Here is a 21,929-nt window from a genome sequence, read left to right as displayed (position 1 = left end):
TCTAAATAGATGCTTTTTATTTACTTTTAATTTTTGATGCTAATAAATCTCGAATTTCTGATAGAAGTTCCTCTTCTCTTGATATTTGCTTTATTTCTTCAACTTTCTCTTCTTCTACCTTTCTTAAGTTACTAAGCCTATTAATGGTTTTAACTATTATAAATACAGAGAAAGATATGATTAAAAAGTTTAAAATATTTTGTAAGAACATACCGTAAGTTACTTTTGCAGAACCGATTATCAATGTTAGTCCTTTGATATCAATTTTTCCAATCAAAATACCGATTAAAGGCATAATAATATCTTCAACTAATGAAGAAACTATACCGTTGAAAGCTCCACCGATTATAATACCTACTGCTAGATCTATTACATTACCTCTCATAGCAAACTTCTTGAATTCTTTCCACATAAAAGCACGTCCTTTCAATAAAATAATGGTTAATAGAAAAATAAAGAGAAATAGTACTCGACATTATTATTAATTAATAAAGGAGGTTTATCCATGGATTTTCAAGAAGCTAAAAAAGTTATTGAATCTAAAGGGTATATAGATATAGAATATAAAAATAGGGCTGTTATGATTGAATAACTTTTTGAAGAAAAGAACAGCACACTATTAAAGGAAATGGATTCAGACAAAAGATAATATGTATCACTGTCGGAGTTAATTATCACTGACAATGATATATTTCGAAATAACTAATGAAATTTGGAGGACATATGAAGAAAGTAGCAGTAGTATTTAACGGTGGAACTATATCAATGATAGTTGACGAAAGGATAAAGGCAGCAGTACCAGGTCTAACTGGTGAGGAGATAATGAAGATGGTTACAGGTATAGAACGTTTTTGTGAAATTGAAACATATACTTTTTCTAATTTACCTAGTCCTCATATGAGTATAGAAAATATGTTGGAGCTATCTAAGTTTGTAAAAAAGCTATTAGCTAGAGAGGATATTCATGGTGTAGTAGTAACCCATGGTACAGATACCATGGAGGAAACAGCATATTTATTAGATCTAACTATTGATACACCTAAGCCTGTGGTATTTACTGGTGCTATGAAAAGCAGTTCAGAACTTGGATATGATGGACCCTCTAACTTAGCTGAAGCAATTTGCACAGCTATTTCAGAACAGGCTATGAAAAGAGGCGTGCTTGTATGTTTTAATGGAAAATTAAATAGTGCAAGTGAAGTAACAAAGGTAAATACTCTAAGTATAGATGCCTTTTCCACACCAGGTTTTGGGCCTTTAGGTATTGTAGATAATAATGAAGTTATTTTCTATAGAAAAAACACTTTATCAAAGAAGATTTTGGTAGATAACATTAATGCAAAGGTTGATGTAATTAAATGTACAGCGGGGCAAGACTCAAGTTTAATAGATTATTGCATAGATAAGGGAGATGAAGGAATAGTTTTAGAAGCTTTAGGTAGAGGAAATGTTCCACCAGCTATGCTTACAGGTATAGATCGAGCAATTAAAAAGGGTATTCCTGTAGCAATGGTGTCAAGATGTTTTGAAGGTAGAGTACATGATTCCTATGGTTATGTTGGAGGAGGTAAAATGCTCCGAGATATGGGAGTTATTTTTGTAGATAATATGCCTGGGCAAAAAGCAAGAATAAAGTTAATATTGGCCTTAAGCAAAACTAAAAATATGGACGAAGTTAGAGCTATATTCAAGGAGAAATAAGTTATTAAAATAAAGAAAATAGGAGAATTAACGAATAAGATGAAGCAAATAAAAAAAACTCCTTGAAATAGTAGGTGAAGATTTTGTATAATTAGTATAATTGTTAGAAGAGTGTATTATGACTGGAGATGATTTATAGTGATATATAGTATGACAGGGTTTGGTCGTTCTGGATATGAAGTTGAAGGTAAAATAAGCTTTAATGTGGAAATAAAGGGCGTTAATCACCGATATCTTGATATTAATATCCGAATGCCAAGATTATTAAATAGTTTAGAAGATAGGATTAGAAAATTAATTAGTGAAAATATAAGCCGGGGAAAAATAGATCTCTTTATTACATATAATAATTATGAGAAATTAGGAGTTAGTGCCCAGTTAAATCAAACTTTAGCTGACAGTTATGTAAAATGTTTAGCTGATATAAAGGATAGATATCCACAACTTAAGGATGATATATCAGTATCTTTAGTTGCAAGATATCCAGATATTATTTATGTTAAAGAAAATGAAGAAGATGTAGATCTTCTTTGGGAAATGCTTAAGAATCCTATATTGGAAGCTATTCAATCCTTTAAAGAAATGAGAAGAGTTGAAGGAAGCAAGCTTAAGGAAGATATATTATGTAAGTGTAATCAAATCGTTACAGAGGTTAATTTAATTGAAGGAAAAGCTGACTCTTTGGTTCCTACATATAAGGCTAAATTAATGGATAGATTAAAGGAACTGTTAGATAATGTAGAAATAGATGAGAACAGATTAAATTTAGAGTTGGCAATTTATGCTGATAAGTGTAGTATAGATGAAGAAATAACAAGATTGAAAAGCCATATTGAGCAGATGAAAGTTACATTAGATTCTGATGAGCCGGTAGGTAGAAAATTAGATTTTCTAGTTCAAGAAATGAACAGAGAAACTAATACCATCGCTTCAAAATCCAATGATATTGATATAAACAATTCTGCTTTAAATATAAAAAATATAATAGAAAAAATTAGGGAGCAAATTCAAAATATTGAATAATTCAGGAGGAAAACAATGAGCATTAAGTTAATTAATATTGGTTTTGGTAACATTGTATCTGCTAACAGACTGGTTGCCATAGTAAGTCCAGAATCAGCACCTATAAAAAGAATAATTCAAGAGGCAAGAGATAGAGGTATGTTGATTGACGCAACTTACGGAAGAAGAACAAGAGCTGTTATTATCACAGATAGTGACCATGTTATTCTTTCAGCAGTTCAACCAGAAACTGTAGCACACAGATTATCTTCTAAGGATGAAGAAACAATTGATGAGGTTGATGAATAATGAAAAAAAAGGGGATTTTGATAGTTTTATCTGGACCATCCGGTGCTGGAAAAGGTACTATTTGTAAAGCTTTATTAGAGAAATCAGATTTTTGGTTATCAGTTTCTGCAACTACTAGAGCTCCAAGAGTAGGAGAAGTACATGGTAAGAACTATTATTTTATAACTAAGGAAGAGTTTCTAGAAAGAATAGAGAAAGATGACTTTTTGGAATATGCTGAAGTTTATGGCAATTATTACGGTACCCCAAAGGGAGAAGCTTTGAAAGCTATAGATGAAGGAAAAGATGTAATTCTAGAAATTGATATTCAAGGAGCCTTAAAAGTGAAAGAGGCTTATCAAGGTGGTGTATTCATTTTTATATTACCACCATCAATGGAAGAACTTAAAAAAAGAATAATACAAAGAGGAAGTGAAACACCAGAATCTTTAATGACAAGATTTAAAGCAGCATATCAAGAAATTAATTATGTTTCAAAATATAACTATGCTGTAGTTAATGACACTGTAGAGGATGCGGTTAAAAAGATCCAAGCAATAATAGTTGCGGAAAAGTGTCGAGTTGATAGAATAAAAGATGATATTTTAGATTCTAAGGAGGGCTTAATACATGAACAACTCTATGATTAATCCATCAATAGTTGAATTATTAACTAAAGTAGATAATAGATATACATTGGTTACTGTTACAGCGAAAAGAGCAAGACAGTTAATAGATGGTTCTGAGCCAATGGTTAGAGTACCTTCAAACAAACCTTTAACTGTTGCGATAAACGAAGTGAATGCTGGTAAAATACTTTACGAAACACAAAAAGAAGGTATCAAGTAATGTTATACAAGCAAAATGTTGTAGTAGGAGTTTGTGGTGGTATTGCCGCATATAAAGCTTTAGATATAGTAAGTGCCTTGAAGAAGAAAGATATAAATGTAGATGTGATTATGACAGAACATGCTACAGAGTTTGTAAGGCCACTGACCTTTCAATCTATAAGCTCAAATGCAGTAATAGTAGATATGTTTGAAGAGCCTAAGGTATGGGAGATTCAACATATTTCATTGGCAAAAAAAGCTGATTTAATTTTAGTGGTACCAGCAACAGCAAATATTATTGGTAAGATTGCCAATGGTATTGCAGATGATATGCTTTCAACTACTATAATGGCTTCCAAAGCACCAGTTATTTTTGCCCCTGCCATGAATACGAATATGTATGAGAATCCTATAGTACAGCAAAATATTGAAAAACTAAAGTCCTTTGGCTATAAATTTATTGAACCGGATTCTGGAAGACTAGCCTGTGGAGATGTAGGTAAGGGCAAGTTACCGGATCCTAAGTATATAACGGAATTAGTTTTGTCACAATTATATGTAAATAAAGATTTGGAAGGTAAAAAGGTTCTAGTTACCGCTGGCTCTACTATAGCGCCTATAGATCCTGTTAGATATATAGGAAACCACTCTTCAGGTAAAATGGGGTATGCTATAGCTGAGGAAGCAAGAGATAGAGGAGCTGAAGTAACGTTAATAACAGGCCACGCAAAAATAGAAAAACCTCAAGGAATGAATATTATATCAGTTAACACTAATGGAGAAATGATGAATGCTGTCTTAGAAAATTGTGATAGTAATGATATAATTATAAAGTGTGCCGCTGTGTCTGATTTTAAGGTAGAAGAATATAGTGACCTAAAAATAAAAAAGAATAGTGAAGTTCTAAACTTAAAGCTAATTCAAGATAATGATATATTAGCGGAGCTAGGAAAGAGAAAGAGTGAAAATCAGATACTAGTAGGTTTTGCTGCAGAAAGCAATGACTTGATTCAGAATGCAACCACTAAGCTAAAAAAGAAAAATTTGGACTATATTATAGCCAATGATATTACAGGAAATGATACTGGCTTTGGATCCGATTATAATAGAATCAATATAATTTCTAGGGATGGAAAGATTAAAGCTCTTGATAAAATGAGCAAAAGGGAAGCAGCAAGAGAAATTTTTAATACTATTATGAAAAGGCGCTAGAGCGCTTTTTTCTTTTAAGGGGAGAGGTCATGGAATATAAATATGCCGGTGTAGTAGTTAATAATGAGTCTATAATGGTGGATAAACTATTTACATATAAGATTCCAGAGGAATTAAAAGGAATAATTCAAATTGGCCATAGGGTAAAGGTTCCCTTTGGGCTAGGGAATAAATTAATTGATGCATTTGTTCTGGAATTAAAGGAAGACCTGGAGAAAAAAATACCCTATATAAAAAGCATTAAAGCAATTTGTGACGATTTTCCTTTATTTAAAGAATCAGATTTAAATCTAATAAATATGATGAAAGAGCGTTATCTAGCTACTTACATAGACTGTATTAAGTTAATTATACCTACAGGCATAACAAAAGGCATTAGAAAAAAAACTGCTGACTTATTATATGTTAAATCTCCTTTGGAAGGAAAGTATTGCAAAAGTCCCTATATAGAAATTTATAATACTGTAAAGATCAATGCTGGTATATATACAAAAAGTGCTTTAAGTAATAACTTTGGATATTCATTAAGTTCTATAAATACGCTAATTAAGCATGATATTCTTACTACAGAAGAAACTGTTATAGATAGATTAGATTCAAGGCAATATAATATCTATTCTGCAAAGGTGCTTAATGATGAACAGCAAAGGGTTGTTAAATCAATATTAAGTAAAAATACAGGCAAGTTTCTGTTACATGGAGTTACTGGTAGTGGCAAAACGGAAGTTTATCTTCATTTAGTGGATAAGATGTTAGCAGAAGGAAAGGATAGTATTGTACTAGTACCGGAAATATCCCTAACACCTCAAATGGTAGAGCGTTTTAAGGGCAGATTTGGTAATAATATAAGTGTTTTTCACAGTAAAATGTCTGATGGTGAACGATTTGATGAATGGATGCGTATTAAGAAAGGAAAAACAAAGATTGCTATTGGAGCTAGATCAGCCTTATTTTTACCCTTTGAAAATTTAGGCATAATTATAATTGATGAAGAGCATGAAAACAGCTATAAATCTGAAAGTAATCCTAAATATGACGCCCGTGAAGTGGCTGAGTTTATAGCTGAAAGAAAAGGATGTAAACTGGTTCTAGGTACAGCTACTCCATCTTTAGACTCATATTATCGAGCAAAATTAGGTGAATTTGAACTGTTAGAGATTAAAAATAGAGTAGATAATGCTAAGTTACCTAATATGACATTAGTAGATATGAGAGAAGAATTAGCTAACAAAAATAAATCCATTTTTAGTGTAAAGTTGCACAGTGCTATTAATGAGACTTTGGCTAGAGGGGAGCAAATAATATTATTTCTAAATCGAAGGGGATTTTCCAACTTTGTTTCCTGTAGAAAATGCGGTTTTGTATACAAGTGTAAACAGTGCGATATAACATTGACCTATCATAGAGAAGATAATTTAATGCATTGTCATTACTGTGGTTATAGAGAGCCCACTCAAAGCAAGTGCCCTAAATGTTCCAGCAAATATATTAAGTATTTTGGAATAGGAACGGAGAGGGTGGAGGAAGAAGTAAAAAAGCATTTTCCTAAGGCAAAAACCTTAAGAATGGATATGGATACCACAAGAAAGAAAAATTCATATATTGATATATATGAAAGTTTTAAGAGGGGAGAAGCCCAAATTCTAATAGGTACTCAAATGATTGCTAAAGGATTAGATTTTCCTAATGTAACCTTAGTGGGAGTATTGGCAGCAGATTTAACCTTGAATTTACCAGATTATAAATCGGCAGAAAGAACATTTCAACTGTTGACTCAAGTATCTGGTAGAGCAGGAAGAAGTAGCAAAACTGGAGAAGTGATAATTCAAACTTATACTCCAGATCATTATAGTATTCAATTTTCACTGACTAATGATTATAATGGTTTTTATAATGAAGAAATAAAGATAAGAGAGGATATGAATTATCCACCTTTTAAGGAAATGATTAATATTAATCTTAGTTGTAAGAAAGAAAAACTACTAATTAGTACTATAAAATCCTTAGGTATTAAAATTCAGGATTTTTTAAAGAGTAATAACGAAATTAGTATGCTTGGACCCTGTCCCTGTGCAATTTCAAAGATAAAAGATATGTATAGATGGCAGATAATACTTAAAGGAGAGTTTCCTTTTGATACTGCAGGAAAAATTAAAAATATTGTTTATGAAGAGTTAAAAGATGTTTATACAGAAGTAAAACTAAATTTAGATGTTAATCCGAATAATTTAACTTAAAGGAAGGAGTATAATTATGGCTTTAAGAAATATACGAAAAGATAATGATGAAATATTAAGAAAGAAATGTAGAGTTGTTGATGAAATAAATGATAGAATTAGGGTTTTAGTAGAGGATATGATAGAAACAATGTATCATGAAGATGGTGTTGGATTAGCAGCACCTCAAGTAGGAATTTTGAAGCGTATTGCTGTAGTGGATGTAGGGGAAGGTGTACATGTATTTATCAATCCTGAAATCATAGAAGAAAGCGGAAGTTGTATTGATGTTGAAGGATGTCTAAGCTTACCTGGAAGACAAGGAGAAGTTGAAAGACCTGCAAAAATAAAAGTTAAGGCTCTTAACGAAAAGGGTGAGGAATTTGAATTGGAGGCTGAAGGCTTTTTTGCTAGAGCTATCTGTCATGAAGTTGACCACTTAAATGGTATTTTATTTACAGATAAATTAGTTAGAAACGAGGAAGAATAGCTATGAAAATTGTTTTTATGGGAACACCGGAATTTGCAGTACCTACATTAAAAGCTTGTATAGAGAATTTTGATGTGACTGCAGTTTTTACTCAGCCAGATAAGCCTAAGGGTAGAGGGAAAAAAGTCGGTTATAGTGAGGTTAAAGAGGAAGCATTAAAACATAACATAGAAATATTCCAGCCAATAAAACTTAAGGAAGATAAAGAGACCATTGAAAAATTAAAGGAAATGGCTCCAGACTTTATTATAGTGGTTGCTTATGGTCAAATTCTACCTAAGGAAGTGCTGGATATACCAAAGTGCGGATGTATCAATTTGCACGCTTCACTACTTCCTAAATATAGAGGGGCAGCTCCTATTAATTGGTGCATAATAAATGGAGATAAGTATTCTGGTAATACTACTATGCTTATGGATGTAGGACTGGATACAGGGGATATACTTCTCCAAAGCAAAGTAGAAATTACTGATACTATGACTGCTGGACAATTGCATGATATATTAATGGTAGATGGGGCAGAGCTTATGGTGAAAACCATTAAGGCTATGTCCAATAATGAAATCACTCCTATTAAGCAAAAGGATAGTGAAAGTTGTTATGCTTCAATGCTTAATAAGGAAATGGCCCATATACAATGGGAAAAAAGAGCAGCTGATATAGTTAATCTAGTAAGAGGATTAAATCCATGGCCAGTAGCTTTCAGTAAATATCAAGATAAGGCTATGAAAATATTTGCTGCAGAAGTTAAAGGAGTAAATAAAGATGAGAAGCCAGGTACCATTGTGAAGGTTTCAAAAGAAGGTATTTTAGTAGCTGCTTTAGATAATTATGTATTGATAAAGGAAGTACAATTTCCTAACGGAAAGAGAATGTCTGTAGAGAGCTTTCTAAATGGAAACAGTATAGAAGAAGGTATTATATTGGAATAAGTTGAGGTAATATGTATGAACAGTAGAAAAATTGCTGTAGAAATATTGAATATGGTTTTGTATGAAGGAGCTTATTCAAATATTTCAATAAGACAACTTTTAAATAAATATAAGGTAGAGGAAAAGGATAGAGGGCTTATTACAGAAATAGTATATGGAACTTTAAGATATAAGTATAAATTAGATATAATACTGTCTAATTTAATTAATAAGTCCTTTAAGCAGGTAGATAGGAAAGTTTTAAATATATTAAGAATCTCTCTATATCAATTTATGTATCTTGATAAAGTTCCTGAATATGCCATTGTAAACGAAGCTGTAAATTTAGCAAAAGAGATTTCCATTGGTGCAAGTAAATTCGTTAATGGAGTTCTTAGAGCTTATCTTAGAAATAAAGATAAAGCATTCAATAATGAAAAAGAAATAGTTAGTGAGTTAGCTTTTGAACATTCCTTTGAAAAATGGATGGTTAAGCTCTTTGTAAATCAATATGGTATAGAAAAAGCTAAGGAAATTCTTTCTGGACTGAACAGCACTCCTTCCATTACTGTTAGGGTGAATAGTTTACATTGGAATCCTGATGAAGTTTATCAGCGATTAAAAAGTCTCAATTATAATGTGGAAAAGGGTGCTGTTTGTCCTGCTGCTATAAGAATTGTAAAAGGTAGCAATGTAGAAAATAACCCTCTTTTTTCAGAGGGAGCTATAACGGTTCAAGATGAAAGTGCAATGCTAGCAGTGTTAGCTTTAGGGGTTTCAAAAGATCAGAAGCTTTTAGATATGTGTGCGGCTCCTGGTGGAAAGAGTACTCATATGGCAGAGCTACTTCAGGGCACCGGTAGCGTCTTAGCTTGGGATTTATATGATCATAAAATAGATTTGATATTAGATAATGCTAAAAGGCTGAGAATTAATAATATTAATGCTGATGTAGTAGATGCTACTATATTTAATGATAAGCTTAAAGATACTTTTGATGGTGTACTAGTTGATGTACCCTGTTCTGGTCTTGGGATAATAAGAAAAAAACCAGAGATAAAGTGGACTAAAAATCAAAAAGATCTGGAAGCTTTGTATCATATTCAGGATAAAATTTTAGAAAATGCCTGTAGATATGTAAAAAGAGGAGGAACCGTAGTATATTCTACCTGTACCTTAAATGTAATGGAAAATGAAAAAAGGATATATAAATTTTTGAAGAACAATAAGGAGTTTGAAGTGGAAAAATTAAATTTTGGTGAGCATATTAATTTTCTATATAATGAAGATGGCATGCTAACTATTTTGCCCAGCACTGATATGGATGGATTCTTTATAGCTAAATTAAGGAGAAAAAAATAGGAGACGTGAATATGGAAAATATTTTTGATTTTACATTAGCAGAATTACAGGGCTGGATGAAAAACAACGGAGAAAAGGCCTTTAGAGCTAAGCAAGTTTTTGATTGGATTTATAAAGGAACTTTAGACTTTATGGATATGGTTAATATTCCTTTAAGCTTACGACAGAAGCTTAAAGGTAACTTTACCACTAAACTTCCTGAAATAGTAACCCATTACAAATCTAATATAGATGGCACAGTAAAATTGCTATTAAAATATCATGATGGTAATGTAATTGAAACGGTTGTTATGAAGTATAAGTATGGTAACACCGTATGTGTATCGTCACAGGTTGGCTGTGGAATGGGTTGCAAATTTTGCGCTTCCACTATTAATGGTGTAGTTAGAAGCTTGACAGCTGGAGAAATACTAGCTGAGGTTATAGTAGCTGGCAACTTTATAGGTGAAAGAATTTCTAATGTTGTTATTATGGGAAGTGGAGAGCCTTTAGTTAATTATGATAATGTGCTCAAATTTATTGAGTTGGTAAATTGGGAACAGGGCTTAAATATAGGTCAAAGACATATAACACTTTCTACCTGTGGCATAGTTCCAAAAATCTATGAGCTAGCAGATAAGAAGCTACAGATAACCTTAGCCATATCCTTACATAGCCCTTGGAATGAAGAAAGAAAGAAAATAATGCCAATAGCAAATCAGTATTTAATTGTTGACATTGTTGAAGCCTGTAAATATTATATAAATATAACTGGAAGAAGGATAACTTTTGAGTATGCTTTGATAAATAATGTAAATGATAGGAAAGAAGATGCAGATCAGTTAATTAAACTATTAAAAGGTATGCTATGTCATGTGAATTTGATTCCTATGAATGAAGTAAAAGAAAGTTCTTTTAAAAAATCTTCCCTTTCTAGTATTCAATCTTTTCAGCAAAAATTAATAGAAGGAGGAATTGATACAACTATCAGAAGAGAATTAGGATCTGATATAAATGCTGCTTGTGGTCAATTAAGAAAAAGCTATATCGAAAGTAATAAGGCTTAAGAGAGGGGTGAATATATGCTGGGGGCATTAACGGATGTTGGGAATGTAAGACAAATAAATGAAGATTATTTTTCATACTCTATTATAGACAATATTAAAATATATATAGTGGCTGATGGTATGGGAGGACATAATGCTGGTGAAATTGCCAGCAAGTTAGCTGTGGAATCAGTTATACAATATATTAAAGAACATAAGGATACAGAGGATTTAAAGGCTTTACTAAAGGATGCTATTGTATATGCTAATAGTGTTATTTATAATCAGGCTAAAGAAAATTCTTCCTTAAAAGGAATGGGGACAACTATTACAGCTTATTTTAAAAAGTGTAATTACTCTCTGGTAGCCAATGTAGGTGATTCTAGTTGTTATATAATAAAGGAAGATAAAATTAGTAAAATTACAAAAGATCATTCTTTAGTTCAGCAGTTAGTCGATGAGGGAACTATAACAGAACAAGAGGCTAAGCATCATCCTAATAAGAATATAATCACTCGCGCAATTGGTACTAGTCCTAATGTGGATGTAGATATCTTTGTACTTGATCCTATAGGTATTAGCAAAATTATTTTATGTAGCGATGGACTTACAAACGAAGTGCAACCGGAAGAGATTTACCAATATATTAAGGGAAATAGCAATAATATGGAGGTATGTCGTGATTTAGTAAATTTGGCTAAGGAAAGAGGAGGCAAGGATAACATAACGTTGATGGTTATTGAAGGGGAGTGTAATGATGATAGGAACCATATTGAATAACAGATACGAAATACTGGAAAAAGTCGGCGAAGGTGGCATGGCAGAGGTTTATAAAGCACGATGTCATAAGTTAAATAGGTATAATGCAGTAAAAATATTAAAAAGGGATAATCTTAACAACGATCCCCTTGTAGTGGAAAAGTTTAAGCGTGAGGCCACAGCCGTTGCTAATTTATCTGATAGCAATATAGTAAATATTTTTGATGTAGGAACTCAAGGTGATATTAACTACATAGTAATGGAATATGTTAAGGGAAAAACATTAAAGCAATTAATTAATGAAAATGTTAGACTAAGTTATGAAAGAGCTATAGATATTGCAATTCAAATTAGCAAGGCTTTAGATTGTGCTCATAGAAATAATATTATTCATAGAGATATAAAGCCGCAAAATATTTTGATAACTGAAGAGGGAGTAGTAAAGGTCACTGATTTTGGTATAGCTAAGGCTAGTAGCAATGTAACTATAACAAATTCCAATAAGGTTATTGGCTCAGCTCATTATTTTTCACCGGAGCAAGCCCGTGGTAATTATGTTGATGCAAGAACTGATATATATTCTTTAGGAATAGTAATATATGAAATGGTTACTGGAAAGGTACCCTTCGATGCTGAAAGCCCTGTTACTATTGCTTTAAAGCATATACAAGAAAAGGCTATTCCGCCAATTCAACTAGTCAGCAATATACCTAGCGGATTAAATGCATTAATTATGAAGTGTATAGAGAAGGATCCTAATAACAGGTATCAATCTGCTAGAGAAGTTTTAATAGATTTACTTAACCTGCAAAAAAATTTAGATTATAAAATTGATACAAAAACTATAGAAAATGATAATACTAGAGTTTTGGAACCGGTTAATGCCCCTAGATATAGTGAAAAAGAAGAGGATGAATATATTTATGATGATGAACCTAAGTTAAATAATAAGACTAAAAAATATTTAATTATTGCCTTAGTAATATTTTTTATTTTGGTTATTGGAGCTATAGGTGCTGTTAAGCTTATAGGAGGAAATCAAAATAATACCAATAATAAAGGTGAAGTTAGCCAAAAGGGAGAAGTAGAAGTTCCTGATGTGGTAGGAATGGAAAGAGATGAAGCTAGAAAGGCTATTGAAGCTAAAGGTTTAGTTTATGAGGAAGAATTCGTAAATGATTCACAGGTTGAGAAAGATAAGGTTATATCTGTGGTGGAACCAGAAGTAGGATCTAAAGTTAAGGAAGGAAGAAGGGTTAAAGTCAGAATTAGTCTTGGTGCAGAAACTAAGATAGTTCCAAATATGTCAGAAATACAAGAAGAACAACTAGAACAGGTGTTACGATCCTATGGTTTTAAAATTGGTAAAATAACTCGAGAGTATAGTGATACCGTTGATAAGGGCAAGGTTATTAGGCAAATTCCCGAAGCTGGTAAACAATTAGAGCAAGGTGGAAAAATTGATTTTGTAATTAGCCAAGGTAAAGAGATTAAGATGACTAAAGTGCCAGAATTAAAAGATAAACGCATTGATGAAGTAGAAAAATTACTTATTGATGCAAAGTTAACCCTTAAAGAGAAAAATCCAAAAACAACTGATGATCCAAACAAAGTAGGGAAAGTATCTGATCAAAGTATAGCCCCAAATACAGAAGTAGAAGAAGGAAAAGAGATAAGTGTAAGCTACTATGTTTTAGAGCAAGTAGAATTACCAAACCTTATAGGGATGCGTCTTGGAGATGTAAAAAAGCTTCCACAAGTAAAAAATAATAAATTCAAAATACAACCATTTCCTACAAATGCGAGCGATTCTGCTGTTGTTGTGGAAGTCGATGGTTATAGTGCTGGATCTAAAGTGGATGTTGGAACCACAATTCGATTAGCAGTTCAATTACCAGATCCTGGAGCAGAAAGTGAAGTAGGAGGAGCAAATGGTGGGAGTGAAACTAGCGATAATAATCTACCTCCAAATCCATAAAGTAACACTATAATACTAGAGGTGCAAATATGTTAGGAAGAATTATTAAAGGTATTGGTGGATTTTATTATGTAAAAGTTGAAGAAGATGTTATAGAATGTAAGGCAAGAGGTAAGTTTAGACATAATGAACTTACTCCGTTAGTGGGCGATAGGGTTGAGATAAGCATAAAAAATAATAAAGGGGTTATAGAAAAAATATTACCTAGAGGTAATGAATTGATTAGACCTAATGTAGCAAACGTGACTCAAGCTTTTGTGGTGTTTTCTATTAAAAGCCCTGATATTAACTTAGACCTCTTGAATAAATTTCTAGTATTATGTGAAAGCAAAAATCTAAAGATTTTAGTTTGTATTAATAAAAAGGATTTGGCTAATGAAGAGGATAAAGCTTTTGTAGAAAGATATTTTGGAAACATAGGATACGAATATTTTTTTATAGAAGCTAAGAATAATCAAGGGGTTGAAAAGCTTCAAAGACATCTAGCTAATAATGTTACTGTGGTTTGTGGCCCTTCTGGAGCAGGTAAATCTACTTTGATTAATAAACTCTGTGGAAAAGAAGTTATGGCTACTGGCCTAATTAGTGAGAAAAACAATAGAGGTAAACATACTACAAGGCACAGTCAACTTATAGATGTAGAAGGTGGGTTTATTGTAGATACACCTGGATTCTCTTCTCTAGATATAACCATGATAAAAAAGGAAGAACTGCAATATTGTTTTCCGGAATTTCAAGATTATATAGCTGAATGTAAATTTAAAGGATGTTTTCATCATAAGGAACCTAATTGTGCTGTAAAAGCTGCTGTAGATAAGGGGATAATAAACATAGATAGATATAATAGTTATCTTACTATGTTAGAAGAACTAATAAAGATAAAAACTTATAATAACTAATGTATGAGATTCACCCAGAATAAAGAAGTAACATCATTATTCTGGGTGATATTTATGTTTTTAGGTAATGGATTATAAAAATTCAGAACAAAGATTCTATGAATAAATTAATAGTAAGTACAATAAAATGAAAATGTCTCCTAAACTAGTAGGCGTAAATCGATAAAGTGCAAAGGTACTATAAAGTTTGGTTATAGGAGGGAAGTGAATAATGATAGGAAAAACATTGAATGACAGATACGAAATCTTGGAGAAGATTGGAGAAGATAATTTAGTTGAAGTTTATAAAGCCAGATGTAACAAGTTAAATCGATATGTTACTATTAAAATGATAAAAAAGAATTGCATAAACCTTCCTTTTGTACTTGAAAAGTTGAAATTGGAAGCAACTGAGTTAGCTAAGCTATCTAATAGTAATATAGAGAATATATACGATGTAGTATATCAAGAAGATTTAAATTACATGGTCATGGAGTATGTTATAGGAAAAACTTTAAAAGATTTGATAGTTGAGAATGTAAGACTCAGCTATGAAAGAGCTGTAAATATAGCTATTCAAATAGCAAAAGTTTTAGAATGTGCTCATAAAAGTAATATAATTCATGGAAATATTCGACCTGAAAATATATTGATAACAGAAAGCGGAACCGTTAAGGTAACTAATTTCTCTTTAATAAAAGGTGATAAACATTTAATAACAATTAATTTAAACATATTGTTAGGGATGGTACCATATTTATCTCCAGAACAGTTGGCAAAATGTTATGCAGATGAGAGAAGCGACATATATTCTTTAGGTATAGTAATGTATGAAATGGTTACAGGAAAACTTCCTTTTAAATATGAAAATCTATTAAAACCATCCAATAAGAATGAAGAAGAAACAGTACTTCAACCGATAGAGCTTAATAGTAGTATACCGGTTTATTTAAATAATATTATTATGAAATCTATAGAAAAACATCCTAACAACAGATATAAAAATGCTAGTGAAATTTTAGTTGATTTGCTAAGTATACAAAAGGAGTTTAATTATGGGATGGTATCAAATTCAATTGAAAAAGATCATACTCAGGTGATGCCTGCTATTAATATTCCTAAACCATATGAAGAAGATTTTCTGCATAAACAGGATAAAGATGTAACTAAACCTAAAGTAAATGATAAAACTAAAAATTATATAGTGTATACTTTGGTATGTATTCTGGTTTTTATAATTGGAATAGTAGCAGTTATGAGTATTGCTGGAATAATTAATATTCATAAGGAAGGAGTAAAAGCTGCTAATACTGTGGTTGTACCTAATATAACTGAAAAGAGCAAAGAAGAAGCTAAAAATCTTATTGAATCTATTGGTTTAGTATATAAAGAAGTGATAGAAAATAGTAATGAGGTTGCAGAAGGGAAAGTAATAAGTACCAATCCTGAAATGGGAACATCCGTTGAGAAAGGTGGAATTATTGAAGTTAAAGTCAGCAGCGGTGTAGCCAAGAAAAAAGTTCCTAATCTTATAGGAAAATATGAATCTGAAGCCAAAATAATTGTTCCTCAGAATGGTTTTAAAATTGGCAAAACTAAGTATATTAGAGATAGTAGATATGTAAGATATCATGTAGTTGATCAGTATCCTAAAGCAGGGGAAGAACTTGAAGAAGGTGGAGTAATAACTTATACTGTAAATTTGCAATAAATGAAATTATAATAAGTAGTATAAGCTTATATTTCAATTATAAAGCTAAACAGTTGTATACAAGGAAAAAGAAAGGAGAAAGTGTGTATGAAAGCTTTATTGGTAGCTGGTGGAAATGCTCCTTCTAAAGCTTTACTTTTAGATGAAGCTAAAAATGCAGATTATATTGTTGCTATTGATAAGGGAATGGAGTGCCTGTATGAAAATAAGATAAAACCTAATATTATTGTTGGTGATTTTGATTCGATTAATCCAATTTTGCTAAAAGATATACAGGATAAAGTTACAGAAGTTCTTAGAGTTCCTGAGGAAAAGGATTTTACCGACAGTCAATTAGCTCTAAAAAAAGCTTTAGAGTTAAATGTTAAAGAAATTGTCTTCTTGGGTTCCACAGGTAGTAGAATAGATCATACTTTGGCAAATGTAGGTTTGCTTTATCAATGTTTAAAGGCAGGGGTAAAGGCGGCGATAAAAGACGATAATAATACTTTATTTATGGTAGATAAAAGTACTACTTTAGAAGCAAATAAAGATGTATATTTCTCCTTAATTTCTTATGGTGGCACTGTAGAAGGACTTAGTATTAAAAATGGTAAGTATGCGCTTAATGGTTATAATCTATTACCCTATGATAACATAACCATATCTAATGAATTTATTGGAAAAGATGTGGAAATTACTTTTAATAAAGGGATTTTATTAATTGCTTATACCAAAGATTAATTTTTTGGAACATATTAAGTTTTCTAGTCATATAATAGTTATTGAAATAATGATGAGGTGTGATTAGTTAGTTGAAACTGTCCAGAAAAATTAGAAAAAAATTAGGACTTGTGCTAACATGCATCGGTGGTGGTATTGTACTAACTATAATAGTACCCATTTGGGGATGGATAGCTGCATCCGGTGTAGGTATCATAATCCTTGGATGGCAGATAATGAATCACAACCATCATTAGCAATTGAAATGAGGAGGATCTATGAAAATTATTGCTATTAAGTTGCCAAAGTTTCTTTCCTCAATATTAAAAATATTTATGCGAAAATAACATAAAATAAAAAAATGCAATTGTTTAACGACAACTGCATTTTTTTATTTTTAAACTGCACGTTGAACTTTTCCAGAACGTAAGCATCTAGTGCAAACGTGTATAGTTTTTGGAGTTCCATTTACTATTGCCTTAACTCTTCTGATATTCGGAGTCCATGTTCTCTTTGATTGACGGTGTGAATGACTATATTGAACACCGAAGACAACACCTTTATTGCAAATATCACATTTTCTTGACATTGAAAACACCTCCTTAATTAAACATCAAGATTTTTCATCTTCAATTCAAACAATCATTATTTTAGCATACAATGTATAAAACATGCAAGTGAAATATAAAATTAATAATGATATTAAAGACTATTTATTATTATTTCCTTGAATATAAGTAATAATTAATATAAAATAAACTATATGGAAATGATCAAGGAGGAGTTATTATGATTAAGATAACTAACGAATATGGTTTGGTAGGTTATACAGAAGAAGTTATAGCTAATATTGTAGGCCTATCAACTATGGAATGTTATGGAGTTGTAGGTATGGCCTCTAAAAATGCAACAGATGGACTTTGGGAATTAATAAAAGGTGGAAACTTACACAAAGGAGTTAAAATAAATTACAAAGAAGAAGAACTTGCTATAGAATTATTTGTGGTTGTAGAATACGGTACTAAAATTTCCGTAATAGCAAACAATATAATACAAAAAGTAAAGTACAATGTTGAAAACTTTTTAGGAATAAAAGTATCAACTATAACAGTCAATGTACAAGGTGTAAGAGTCTAAGGGGGAAAGACATAAATGAGCATTTTAAAAATTAATGGTGAAATATTTTATAATATGATGGTTAACGCCAGTAATACATTAGAAGAACAAAAGGAATACGTAAACTCATTAAATGTATTCCCAGTACCAGATGGAGATACTGGTACAAATATGTCTATGACCTTTAAAGCTGCAGTAGAAGAAATAAAAAATTTAAAGAATGAGCCTGTAGGTAAAGTTGCTAAGGCCTTAGCAAAAGGTGCTCTTATGGGAGCTAGAGGTAATTCCGGTGTTATTTTATCACAAATATTGCGCGGATTTGCTAAAGGATTAGAAGATAAAATAGAAGTTGATGTTAAAGAGTTTGCTGAAAGCATAATGGAAGGTGCAAAAAGTGCCTATAAGGCTGTTATGAGACCTACAGAAGGAACTATTTTGACTATTGTTAGGGCTGCTGGTGAAAGTGCTGTAAATAGTTCTGCTACGGATGCAGAGTCTTTAATGAATGAAGTATATGAGCATAGTAAGAATACTCTAAACAAAACACCAGAAATGTTGCCTGTTTTAAAGGCTGCTAAGGTTGTAGATGCTGGCGGTATGGGATTTTTAATTATTTTACAAGGCATGAAAGATGCTTTACTAGGCAATATTAAAGTTGAAATAGAAGATAAAACTGTAATTCCTACAAAAAATGAAGCAGCTCAATATATTAGTGAAGAGGATATTAAATTTGCTTATTGTACCGAATTTATAATATTATCTAAGGATGGAGACAGTAATGCTTTCAAAAATGAAATTGAACCTTTAGGAGATTCAATAATTGCTGTAGCCTATGAAGATGTAATTAAAGTTCATATACATACAAATGATCCTGGAGCGGTATTGTCTAAAGCTGTTAAGTTAGGTGAGTTGACAAAAATAAAAATTGAAAACATGAAGGAACAGCATAGACATTTAGTAGTGGAAGAAGAGTTAGTAGATAAAGAAGTTACCCAGGAAGAAGCTAAGAAGTATGGTTTTGTCTCTGTAGCTATGGGAGAAGGTATTATAAATATCTTTAAGGATTTGGGTGTAGACATAGTAATAGAGGGCGGACAGACAATGAATCCAAGTACTCAGGATATTCTTGATGCAATTAATAAAATTAATGCTGAGAATATATTTGTGCTTCCAAACAATAAAAATATTGTAATGGCCGCTAGTCAAGCTGTAGAGATTTCAGAGAAAAACGTAATAGTTATACCATCTAAAACTATACCTCAAGGTATAACAGCACTTACAGTTTTCAATAGTGAAGCTGAAGTTGAAGAGAATAAAGAGGCTATGATAGAGTCTTTAGCTAATGTAACTACTGCTTCTGTTACTTATGCCGTTAGAGATACAGAAATGGATGGTAAGGAAATTAAAGAAGGAGACATATTAGGTTTAATTGAAGGCAAAATATCAGAAGTTGGTACAGATGTATATGAAGTTTGTGAAAAACTATTAGAAAATACAGTGAATGAAGATAGTGAACTTATTACTATTCTGTACGGTAAAGAATGTGATGAAAATAAGGTGAATGATTTCATAGAAAAAATAGAAGAGAAATATTCAGACTTGGATGTTCAAGCCTATAATGGTAATCAACCTTTATATTATTTCATAATTTCTGTTGAATAAAAAAAGCCTAAGGGCTTTTTTTAAATTATAGGCTATTTACAGGGAGGTGAGATTTTGGATATCAATCAAGAGATTTCTATATTAAAAGGTGTTGGCCCAAAATTAGCTACGCTTCTACAAAATTTAGGAATTTTTACAGTAAGAGATTTGTTGTTGTATTTCCCTAGAGATTATGATTATTTAGGTAATGTAAATAGTAGCAATACTCTTAAGGGAGAACATTGTATAGTTGAAGGCACTGTAGTAAAAATTGATAGAGATAATACTTCTAAGACAGGAAAAATTATTACTACTATACACTTAGATATAGGTGGTAAAATTTTAACTTGTAAATGGTTTAATCAACCTTATATCAAAAACAATTTTAAACTAGGTGAAAATTATAGATTATTAGGAAGATATACAGTGTTTCAAGGTAGAGAATCTTTAACTAATGGGAAGATTATTAAGACTTTAGAAAGTAATACAAGTATCATGCCAAAATATGCTTTAACAAAAAGTCTTACTTCTACCACTCTTTTAAAGCTTATAAAACAAGTTTTAAGTTCTATTAGAGTAAATGAAAATCTACCATCCAGCCTCCTTCAAGCCTATAATTTAGTTTCCTTAGATGAAGCTATAAGAAATATACATATGCCTAAAAATAAGGAATCATTAGATGCTGCTAGAAAAAGACTTAAATTTCAAGAGTTGTTTGTATATTCATTAAAAATACTTATGCTTAAAAAGTATAATAGAATAAATAATGGTGGTATAGCTTTTAAAATGAGCAAAGAACTTACAGAGTTGAAAGATTCTCTCCCCTTTCAATTAACGGAAGGACAAAGGCGGGCGATAAGAGAGATATTATTAGATCAAAAAAGTCCCTATGCTATGAATAGATTGCTACAGGGAGATGTTGGTAGTGGTAAAACTATTGTAGCTCTTATAGCTTTATTTAATGTTATTAAGAATGGGTACCAAACGGTGTTAATGGCTCCTACAGAAATATTAGCTAATCAACATTATAATGAAGCTGTTAAATTATTTAGCGCTTTTAATGTTAATATAGCCTTACTAACCGGTAGTGTAACTGCTAAGAATAAAGCTAAGTTAAAAGAAGATATTAAGAATGGTAGTGTGGATTTAGTGATAGGTACTCACGCTGTTCTAGAAGATGATGTGATATTTTCAAACTTAGGTATGATTGTTACAGATGAACAACATAGATTTGGAGTTTATCAAAGAAGTAAACTCCTAAACAAAGGAAAGGACATTGATGTTTTGGTAATGAGTGCTACGCCTATACCTAGAACCTTGTCTTTGTTTTTATATGGGGATCTAGACATTTCTATTATAGATGAATTGCCACCAGGAAGGCAGAAAATTGATACAATTTTAATTGATATAAAGAATAGTGAATTAGCCTATAAAAAAGTAGTAGAGGAGATACAAAAGGGTAGGCAGGCTTACATAGTTTGTCCTATGATTGAAGAAAGTGAAACTTTGGAATTACATTCGGTAAAATCATTATATGAAAAATTAAAAAGTAGTTATTTTCAAAATATATCTACAGCCTTGCTTCATGGTAAGATGACAGCCAATGAGAAAGATGAAATAATGAGTGAATTTAAAGAGGGGAAAATTAAAGCATTAATATCTACTACCGTAATTGAAGTTGGTGTAAATGTACCGAATGCCTCTGTAATGATAATAGAAAACGCTGAAAGATTTGGATTAGCTCAGCTTCATCAACTGAGAGGAAGAGTTGGAAGAGGAAGCTATAAATCCTACTGTATATTAGTAGCTAATATTAAGAATGATAATATTAAAAGGAGAATGAATATTATAGTAGGAAGTAATGATGGTTTTAAAATTGCAGAAGAAGATATGAAGCTAAGAGGCAGTGGAGATTTGTTTGGTATAAAGCAAAGTGGAGATGCGGGACTTATTTTGGCAGATATATATCAAGATGTAGATATGTTTAGGGTTGCTAATAGAGAAGCTAGAAAGGTTCTGGATAATGAAGAAAAGTATAAAGGTCTACTAGAGGAATTAAAAGAGTCCTTAGAAAGAACCTCAAAGTATATATGTTTTAATTAAAAGT

At 31.5% G+C, this 21,929-nt stretch carries 23 protein-coding genes; 21 read left to right on the top strand and 2 right to left on the bottom strand.

Annotated elements, in window-relative coordinates; genetic code table 11:
• Window positions 1-16: 16 nt before the first annotated feature.
• Window positions 17-412, bottom strand: a complete 396-nt coding sequence (mscL, locus tag N3C_RS02785) for a large conductance mechanosensitive channel protein MscL (protein ID WP_074364553.1) — start codon at window positions 410-412, stop codon at window positions 17-19.
• Between the two features lie 93 nt (window positions 413-505).
• Between mscL and N3C_RS15495 the strand changes: the two genes are divergently transcribed.
• The 18 genes from N3C_RS15495 (at window position 506) to N3C_RS14940 (ending at window position 17,322) form a co-directional block, all read left to right on the top strand.
• Window positions 506-592 (top strand): small, acid-soluble spore protein, H family, encoded by an 87-nt coding sequence (locus tag N3C_RS15495; protein WP_373432794.1) that lies wholly within the window; start codon window positions 506-508, stop codon window positions 590-592.
• A gap of 131 nt (window positions 593-723) precedes the next feature.
• Entirely contained in the window at window positions 724-1,701 is a 978-nt protein-coding gene (locus tag N3C_RS02780; protein WP_074364552.1) for an asparaginase, read from the top strand.
• Between the two features lie 138 nt (window positions 1,702-1,839).
• Window positions 1,840-2,724 carry a YicC/YloC family endoribonuclease gene (locus N3C_RS02775; protein ID WP_074364551.1) on the top strand — a complete coding sequence of 295 codons (885 nt, stop codon included), beginning with the start codon at window positions 1,840-1,842 and terminating at the stop codon, window positions 2,722-2,724.
• Between the two features lie 15 nt (window positions 2,725-2,739).
• Entirely contained in the window at window positions 2,740-3,012 is a 273-nt protein-coding gene (gene remA, locus N3C_RS02770) for an extracellular matrix/biofilm regulator RemA (RefSeq protein WP_074364550.1), read from the top strand.
• Complete coding sequence (gene gmk, locus N3C_RS02765) at window positions 3,012-3,641, top strand: guanylate kinase (protein WP_074364549.1); 630 nt, start codon at window positions 3,012-3,014, stop codon at window positions 3,639-3,641. Before remA ends, gmk begins: the two co-directional genes overlap by 1 nt.
• A complete protein-coding gene (gene rpoZ / locus N3C_RS02760) occupies window positions 3,622-3,840 on the top strand; it encodes a DNA-directed RNA polymerase subunit omega (protein ID WP_074364548.1) in 219 nt (72 codons plus the stop codon). The genes gmk and rpoZ overlap by 20 nt, the downstream gene beginning before the upstream one ends.
• On the top strand, window positions 3,840-5,033 hold the full coding sequence (coaBC, locus tag N3C_RS02755) for a bifunctional phosphopantothenoylcysteine decarboxylase/phosphopantothenate--cysteine ligase CoaBC (protein ID WP_074364547.1): 1,194 nt from the start codon (window positions 3,840-3,842) through the stop codon (window positions 5,031-5,033). The genes rpoZ and coaBC overlap by 1 nt, the downstream gene beginning before the upstream one ends.
• 29 nt (window positions 5,034-5,062) lie before the next feature.
• Window positions 5,063-7,270 (top strand): primosomal protein N', encoded by a 2,208-nt coding sequence (gene priA / locus N3C_RS02750; RefSeq protein WP_074364546.1) that lies wholly within the window; start codon window positions 5,063-5,065, stop codon window positions 7,268-7,270.
• A gap of 16 nt (window positions 7,271-7,286) precedes the next feature.
• Window positions 7,287-7,739, top strand: coding sequence for a peptide deformylase (def, locus tag N3C_RS02745; RefSeq protein WP_074364545.1), 453 nt, complete (start codon window positions 7,287-7,289; stop codon window positions 7,737-7,739).
• Between the two features lie 2 nt (window positions 7,740-7,741).
• On the top strand, window positions 7,742-8,671 hold the full coding sequence (fmt, locus tag N3C_RS02740) for a methionyl-tRNA formyltransferase (protein WP_074364544.1): 930 nt from the start codon (window positions 7,742-7,744) through the stop codon (window positions 8,669-8,671).
• A gap of 15 nt (window positions 8,672-8,686) precedes the next feature.
• On the top strand, window positions 8,687-10,012 hold the full coding sequence (rsmB, locus tag N3C_RS02735; protein ID WP_074364543.1) for a 16S rRNA (cytosine(967)-C(5))-methyltransferase RsmB: 1,326 nt from the start codon (window positions 8,687-8,689) through the stop codon (window positions 10,010-10,012).
• A gap of 11 nt (window positions 10,013-10,023) precedes the next feature.
• Complete coding sequence (gene rlmN / locus N3C_RS02730; protein ID WP_074364542.1) at window positions 10,024-11,058, top strand: dual-specificity RNA methyltransferase RlmN; 1,035 nt, start codon at window positions 10,024-10,026, stop codon at window positions 11,056-11,058.
• A gap of 15 nt (window positions 11,059-11,073) precedes the next feature.
• Window positions 11,074-11,817, top strand: coding sequence for a Stp1/IreP family PP2C-type Ser/Thr phosphatase (locus N3C_RS02725; protein ID WP_074364541.1), 744 nt, complete (start codon window positions 11,074-11,076; stop codon window positions 11,815-11,817).
• Window positions 11,795-13,774 (top strand): Stk1 family PASTA domain-containing Ser/Thr kinase, encoded by a 1,980-nt coding sequence (pknB, locus tag N3C_RS02720; protein WP_074364540.1) that lies wholly within the window; start codon window positions 11,795-11,797, stop codon window positions 13,772-13,774. The genes N3C_RS02725 and pknB overlap by 23 nt, the downstream gene beginning before the upstream one ends.
• A gap of 29 nt (window positions 13,775-13,803) precedes the next feature.
• A complete protein-coding gene (rsgA, locus tag N3C_RS02715) occupies window positions 13,804-14,673 on the top strand; it encodes a ribosome small subunit-dependent GTPase A (RefSeq protein ID WP_074364539.1) in 870 nt (289 codons plus the stop codon).
• A 211-nt stretch (window positions 14,674-14,884) separates the two neighbouring features.
• A complete protein-coding gene (locus N3C_RS02710; protein WP_074364538.1) occupies window positions 14,885-16,363 on the top strand; it encodes a protein kinase domain-containing protein in 1,479 nt (492 codons plus the stop codon).
• 87 nt (window positions 16,364-16,450) lie between these two features.
• On the top strand, window positions 16,451-17,086 hold the full coding sequence (locus N3C_RS02705; RefSeq protein ID WP_074364537.1) for a thiamine diphosphokinase: 636 nt from the start codon (window positions 16,451-16,453) through the stop codon (window positions 17,084-17,086).
• Between the two features lie 71 nt (window positions 17,087-17,157).
• Window positions 17,158-17,322: a hypothetical protein gene (locus N3C_RS14940; RefSeq protein ID WP_178377754.1), complete on the top strand. Its 165-nt coding sequence runs from the start codon at window positions 17,158-17,160 to the stop codon at window positions 17,320-17,322.
• Between the two features lie 140 nt (window positions 17,323-17,462).
• Here the strand turns inward: N3C_RS14940 and rpmB are convergent, their stop codons facing one another.
• Complete coding sequence (gene rpmB / locus N3C_RS02700) at window positions 17,463-17,654, bottom strand: 50S ribosomal protein L28 (RefSeq protein ID WP_074364536.1); 192 nt, start codon at window positions 17,652-17,654, stop codon at window positions 17,463-17,465.
• A gap of 197 nt (window positions 17,655-17,851) precedes the next feature.
• On the opposite strand from rpmB, the gene N3C_RS02695 reads away from it, so the two are divergent.
• From N3C_RS02695 to recG, 3 genes are read left to right on the top strand one after another with little or no spacing between them, the layout of a single operon-like run.
• A complete protein-coding gene (locus tag N3C_RS02695) occupies window positions 17,852-18,202 on the top strand; it encodes an Asp23/Gls24 family envelope stress response protein (protein ID WP_074364535.1) in 351 nt (116 codons plus the stop codon).
• Between the two features lie 15 nt (window positions 18,203-18,217).
• Complete coding sequence (locus N3C_RS02690; RefSeq protein WP_074364534.1) at window positions 18,218-19,843, top strand: DAK2 domain-containing protein; 1,626 nt, start codon at window positions 18,218-18,220, stop codon at window positions 19,841-19,843.
• A gap of 54 nt (window positions 19,844-19,897) precedes the next feature.
• Window positions 19,898-21,925 (top strand): ATP-dependent DNA helicase RecG, encoded by a 2,028-nt coding sequence (gene recG, locus N3C_RS02685; protein ID WP_074364533.1) that lies wholly within the window; start codon window positions 19,898-19,900, stop codon window positions 21,923-21,925.
• Window positions 21,926-21,929 lie beyond the last annotated feature (4 nt).

It is taken from the genome of Clostridium sp. N3C (assembly GCF_900095445.1).
In the GTDB taxonomy this organism is placed as follows: Bacteria; Bacillota; Clostridia; order Clostridiales; family Clostridiaceae; genus Clostridium_AU.
The sequence above is the reverse complement of the archived record's forward strand: the minus strand, read 5'-3'. Positions and strand labels throughout refer to the sequence as shown.

What these genes read in the sequence shown, in the direction of transcription:
- mscL (WP_074364553.1), bottom strand. Translation starts at nt 412, where the DNA reads ATGTGGAAAGAATTCAAGAAGTTTGCTATGAGAGGTAATGTAATAGAT.
- N3C_RS15495 (WP_373432794.1), top strand. Translation starts at nt 506, where the DNA reads ATGGATTTTCAAGAAGCTAAAAAAGTTATTGAATCTAAAGGGTATATA.
- N3C_RS02780 (WP_074364552.1), top strand. Translation starts at nt 724, where the DNA reads ATGAAGAAAGTAGCAGTAGTATTTAACGGTGGAACTATATCAATGATA.
- remA (WP_074364550.1), top strand. Translation starts at nt 2,740, where the DNA reads ATGAGCATTAAGTTAATTAATATTGGTTTTGGTAACATTGTATCTGCT.
- gmk (WP_074364549.1), top strand. Translation starts at nt 3,012, where the DNA reads ATGAAAAAAAAGGGGATTTTGATAGTTTTATCTGGACCATCCGGTGCT.
- rpoZ (WP_074364548.1), top strand. Translation starts at nt 3,622, where the DNA reads ATGAACAACTCTATGATTAATCCATCAATAGTTGAATTATTAACTAAA.
- coaBC (WP_074364547.1), top strand. Translation starts at nt 3,840, where the DNA reads ATGTTATACAAGCAAAATGTTGTAGTAGGAGTTTGTGGTGGTATTGCC.
- priA (WP_074364546.1), top strand. Translation starts at nt 5,063, where the DNA reads ATGGAATATAAATATGCCGGTGTAGTAGTTAATAATGAGTCTATAATG.
- def (WP_074364545.1), top strand. Translation starts at nt 7,287, where the DNA reads ATGGCTTTAAGAAATATACGAAAAGATAATGATGAAATATTAAGAAAG.
- fmt (WP_074364544.1), top strand. Translation starts at nt 7,742, where the DNA reads ATGAAAATTGTTTTTATGGGAACACCGGAATTTGCAGTACCTACATTA.
- rsmB (WP_074364543.1), top strand. Translation starts at nt 8,687, where the DNA reads ATGAACAGTAGAAAAATTGCTGTAGAAATATTGAATATGGTTTTGTAT.
- rlmN (WP_074364542.1), top strand. Translation starts at nt 10,024, where the DNA reads ATGGAAAATATTTTTGATTTTACATTAGCAGAATTACAGGGCTGGATG.
- N3C_RS02725 (WP_074364541.1), top strand. Translation starts at nt 11,074, where the DNA reads ATGCTGGGGGCATTAACGGATGTTGGGAATGTAAGACAAATAAATGAA.
- pknB (WP_074364540.1), top strand. Translation starts at nt 11,795, where the DNA reads ATGATAGGAACCATATTGAATAACAGATACGAAATACTGGAAAAAGTC.
- rsgA (WP_074364539.1), top strand. Translation starts at nt 13,804, where the DNA reads ATGTTAGGAAGAATTATTAAAGGTATTGGTGGATTTTATTATGTAAAA.
- N3C_RS02710 (WP_074364538.1), top strand. Translation starts at nt 14,885, where the DNA reads ATGATAGGAAAAACATTGAATGACAGATACGAAATCTTGGAGAAGATT.
- N3C_RS02705 (WP_074364537.1), top strand. Translation starts at nt 16,451, where the DNA reads ATGAAAGCTTTATTGGTAGCTGGTGGAAATGCTCCTTCTAAAGCTTTA.
- rpmB (WP_074364536.1), bottom strand. Translation starts at nt 17,654, where the DNA reads ATGTCAAGAAAATGTGATATTTGCAATAAAGGTGTTGTCTTCGGTGTT.
- N3C_RS02690 (WP_074364534.1), top strand. Translation starts at nt 18,218, where the DNA reads ATGAGCATTTTAAAAATTAATGGTGAAATATTTTATAATATGATGGTT.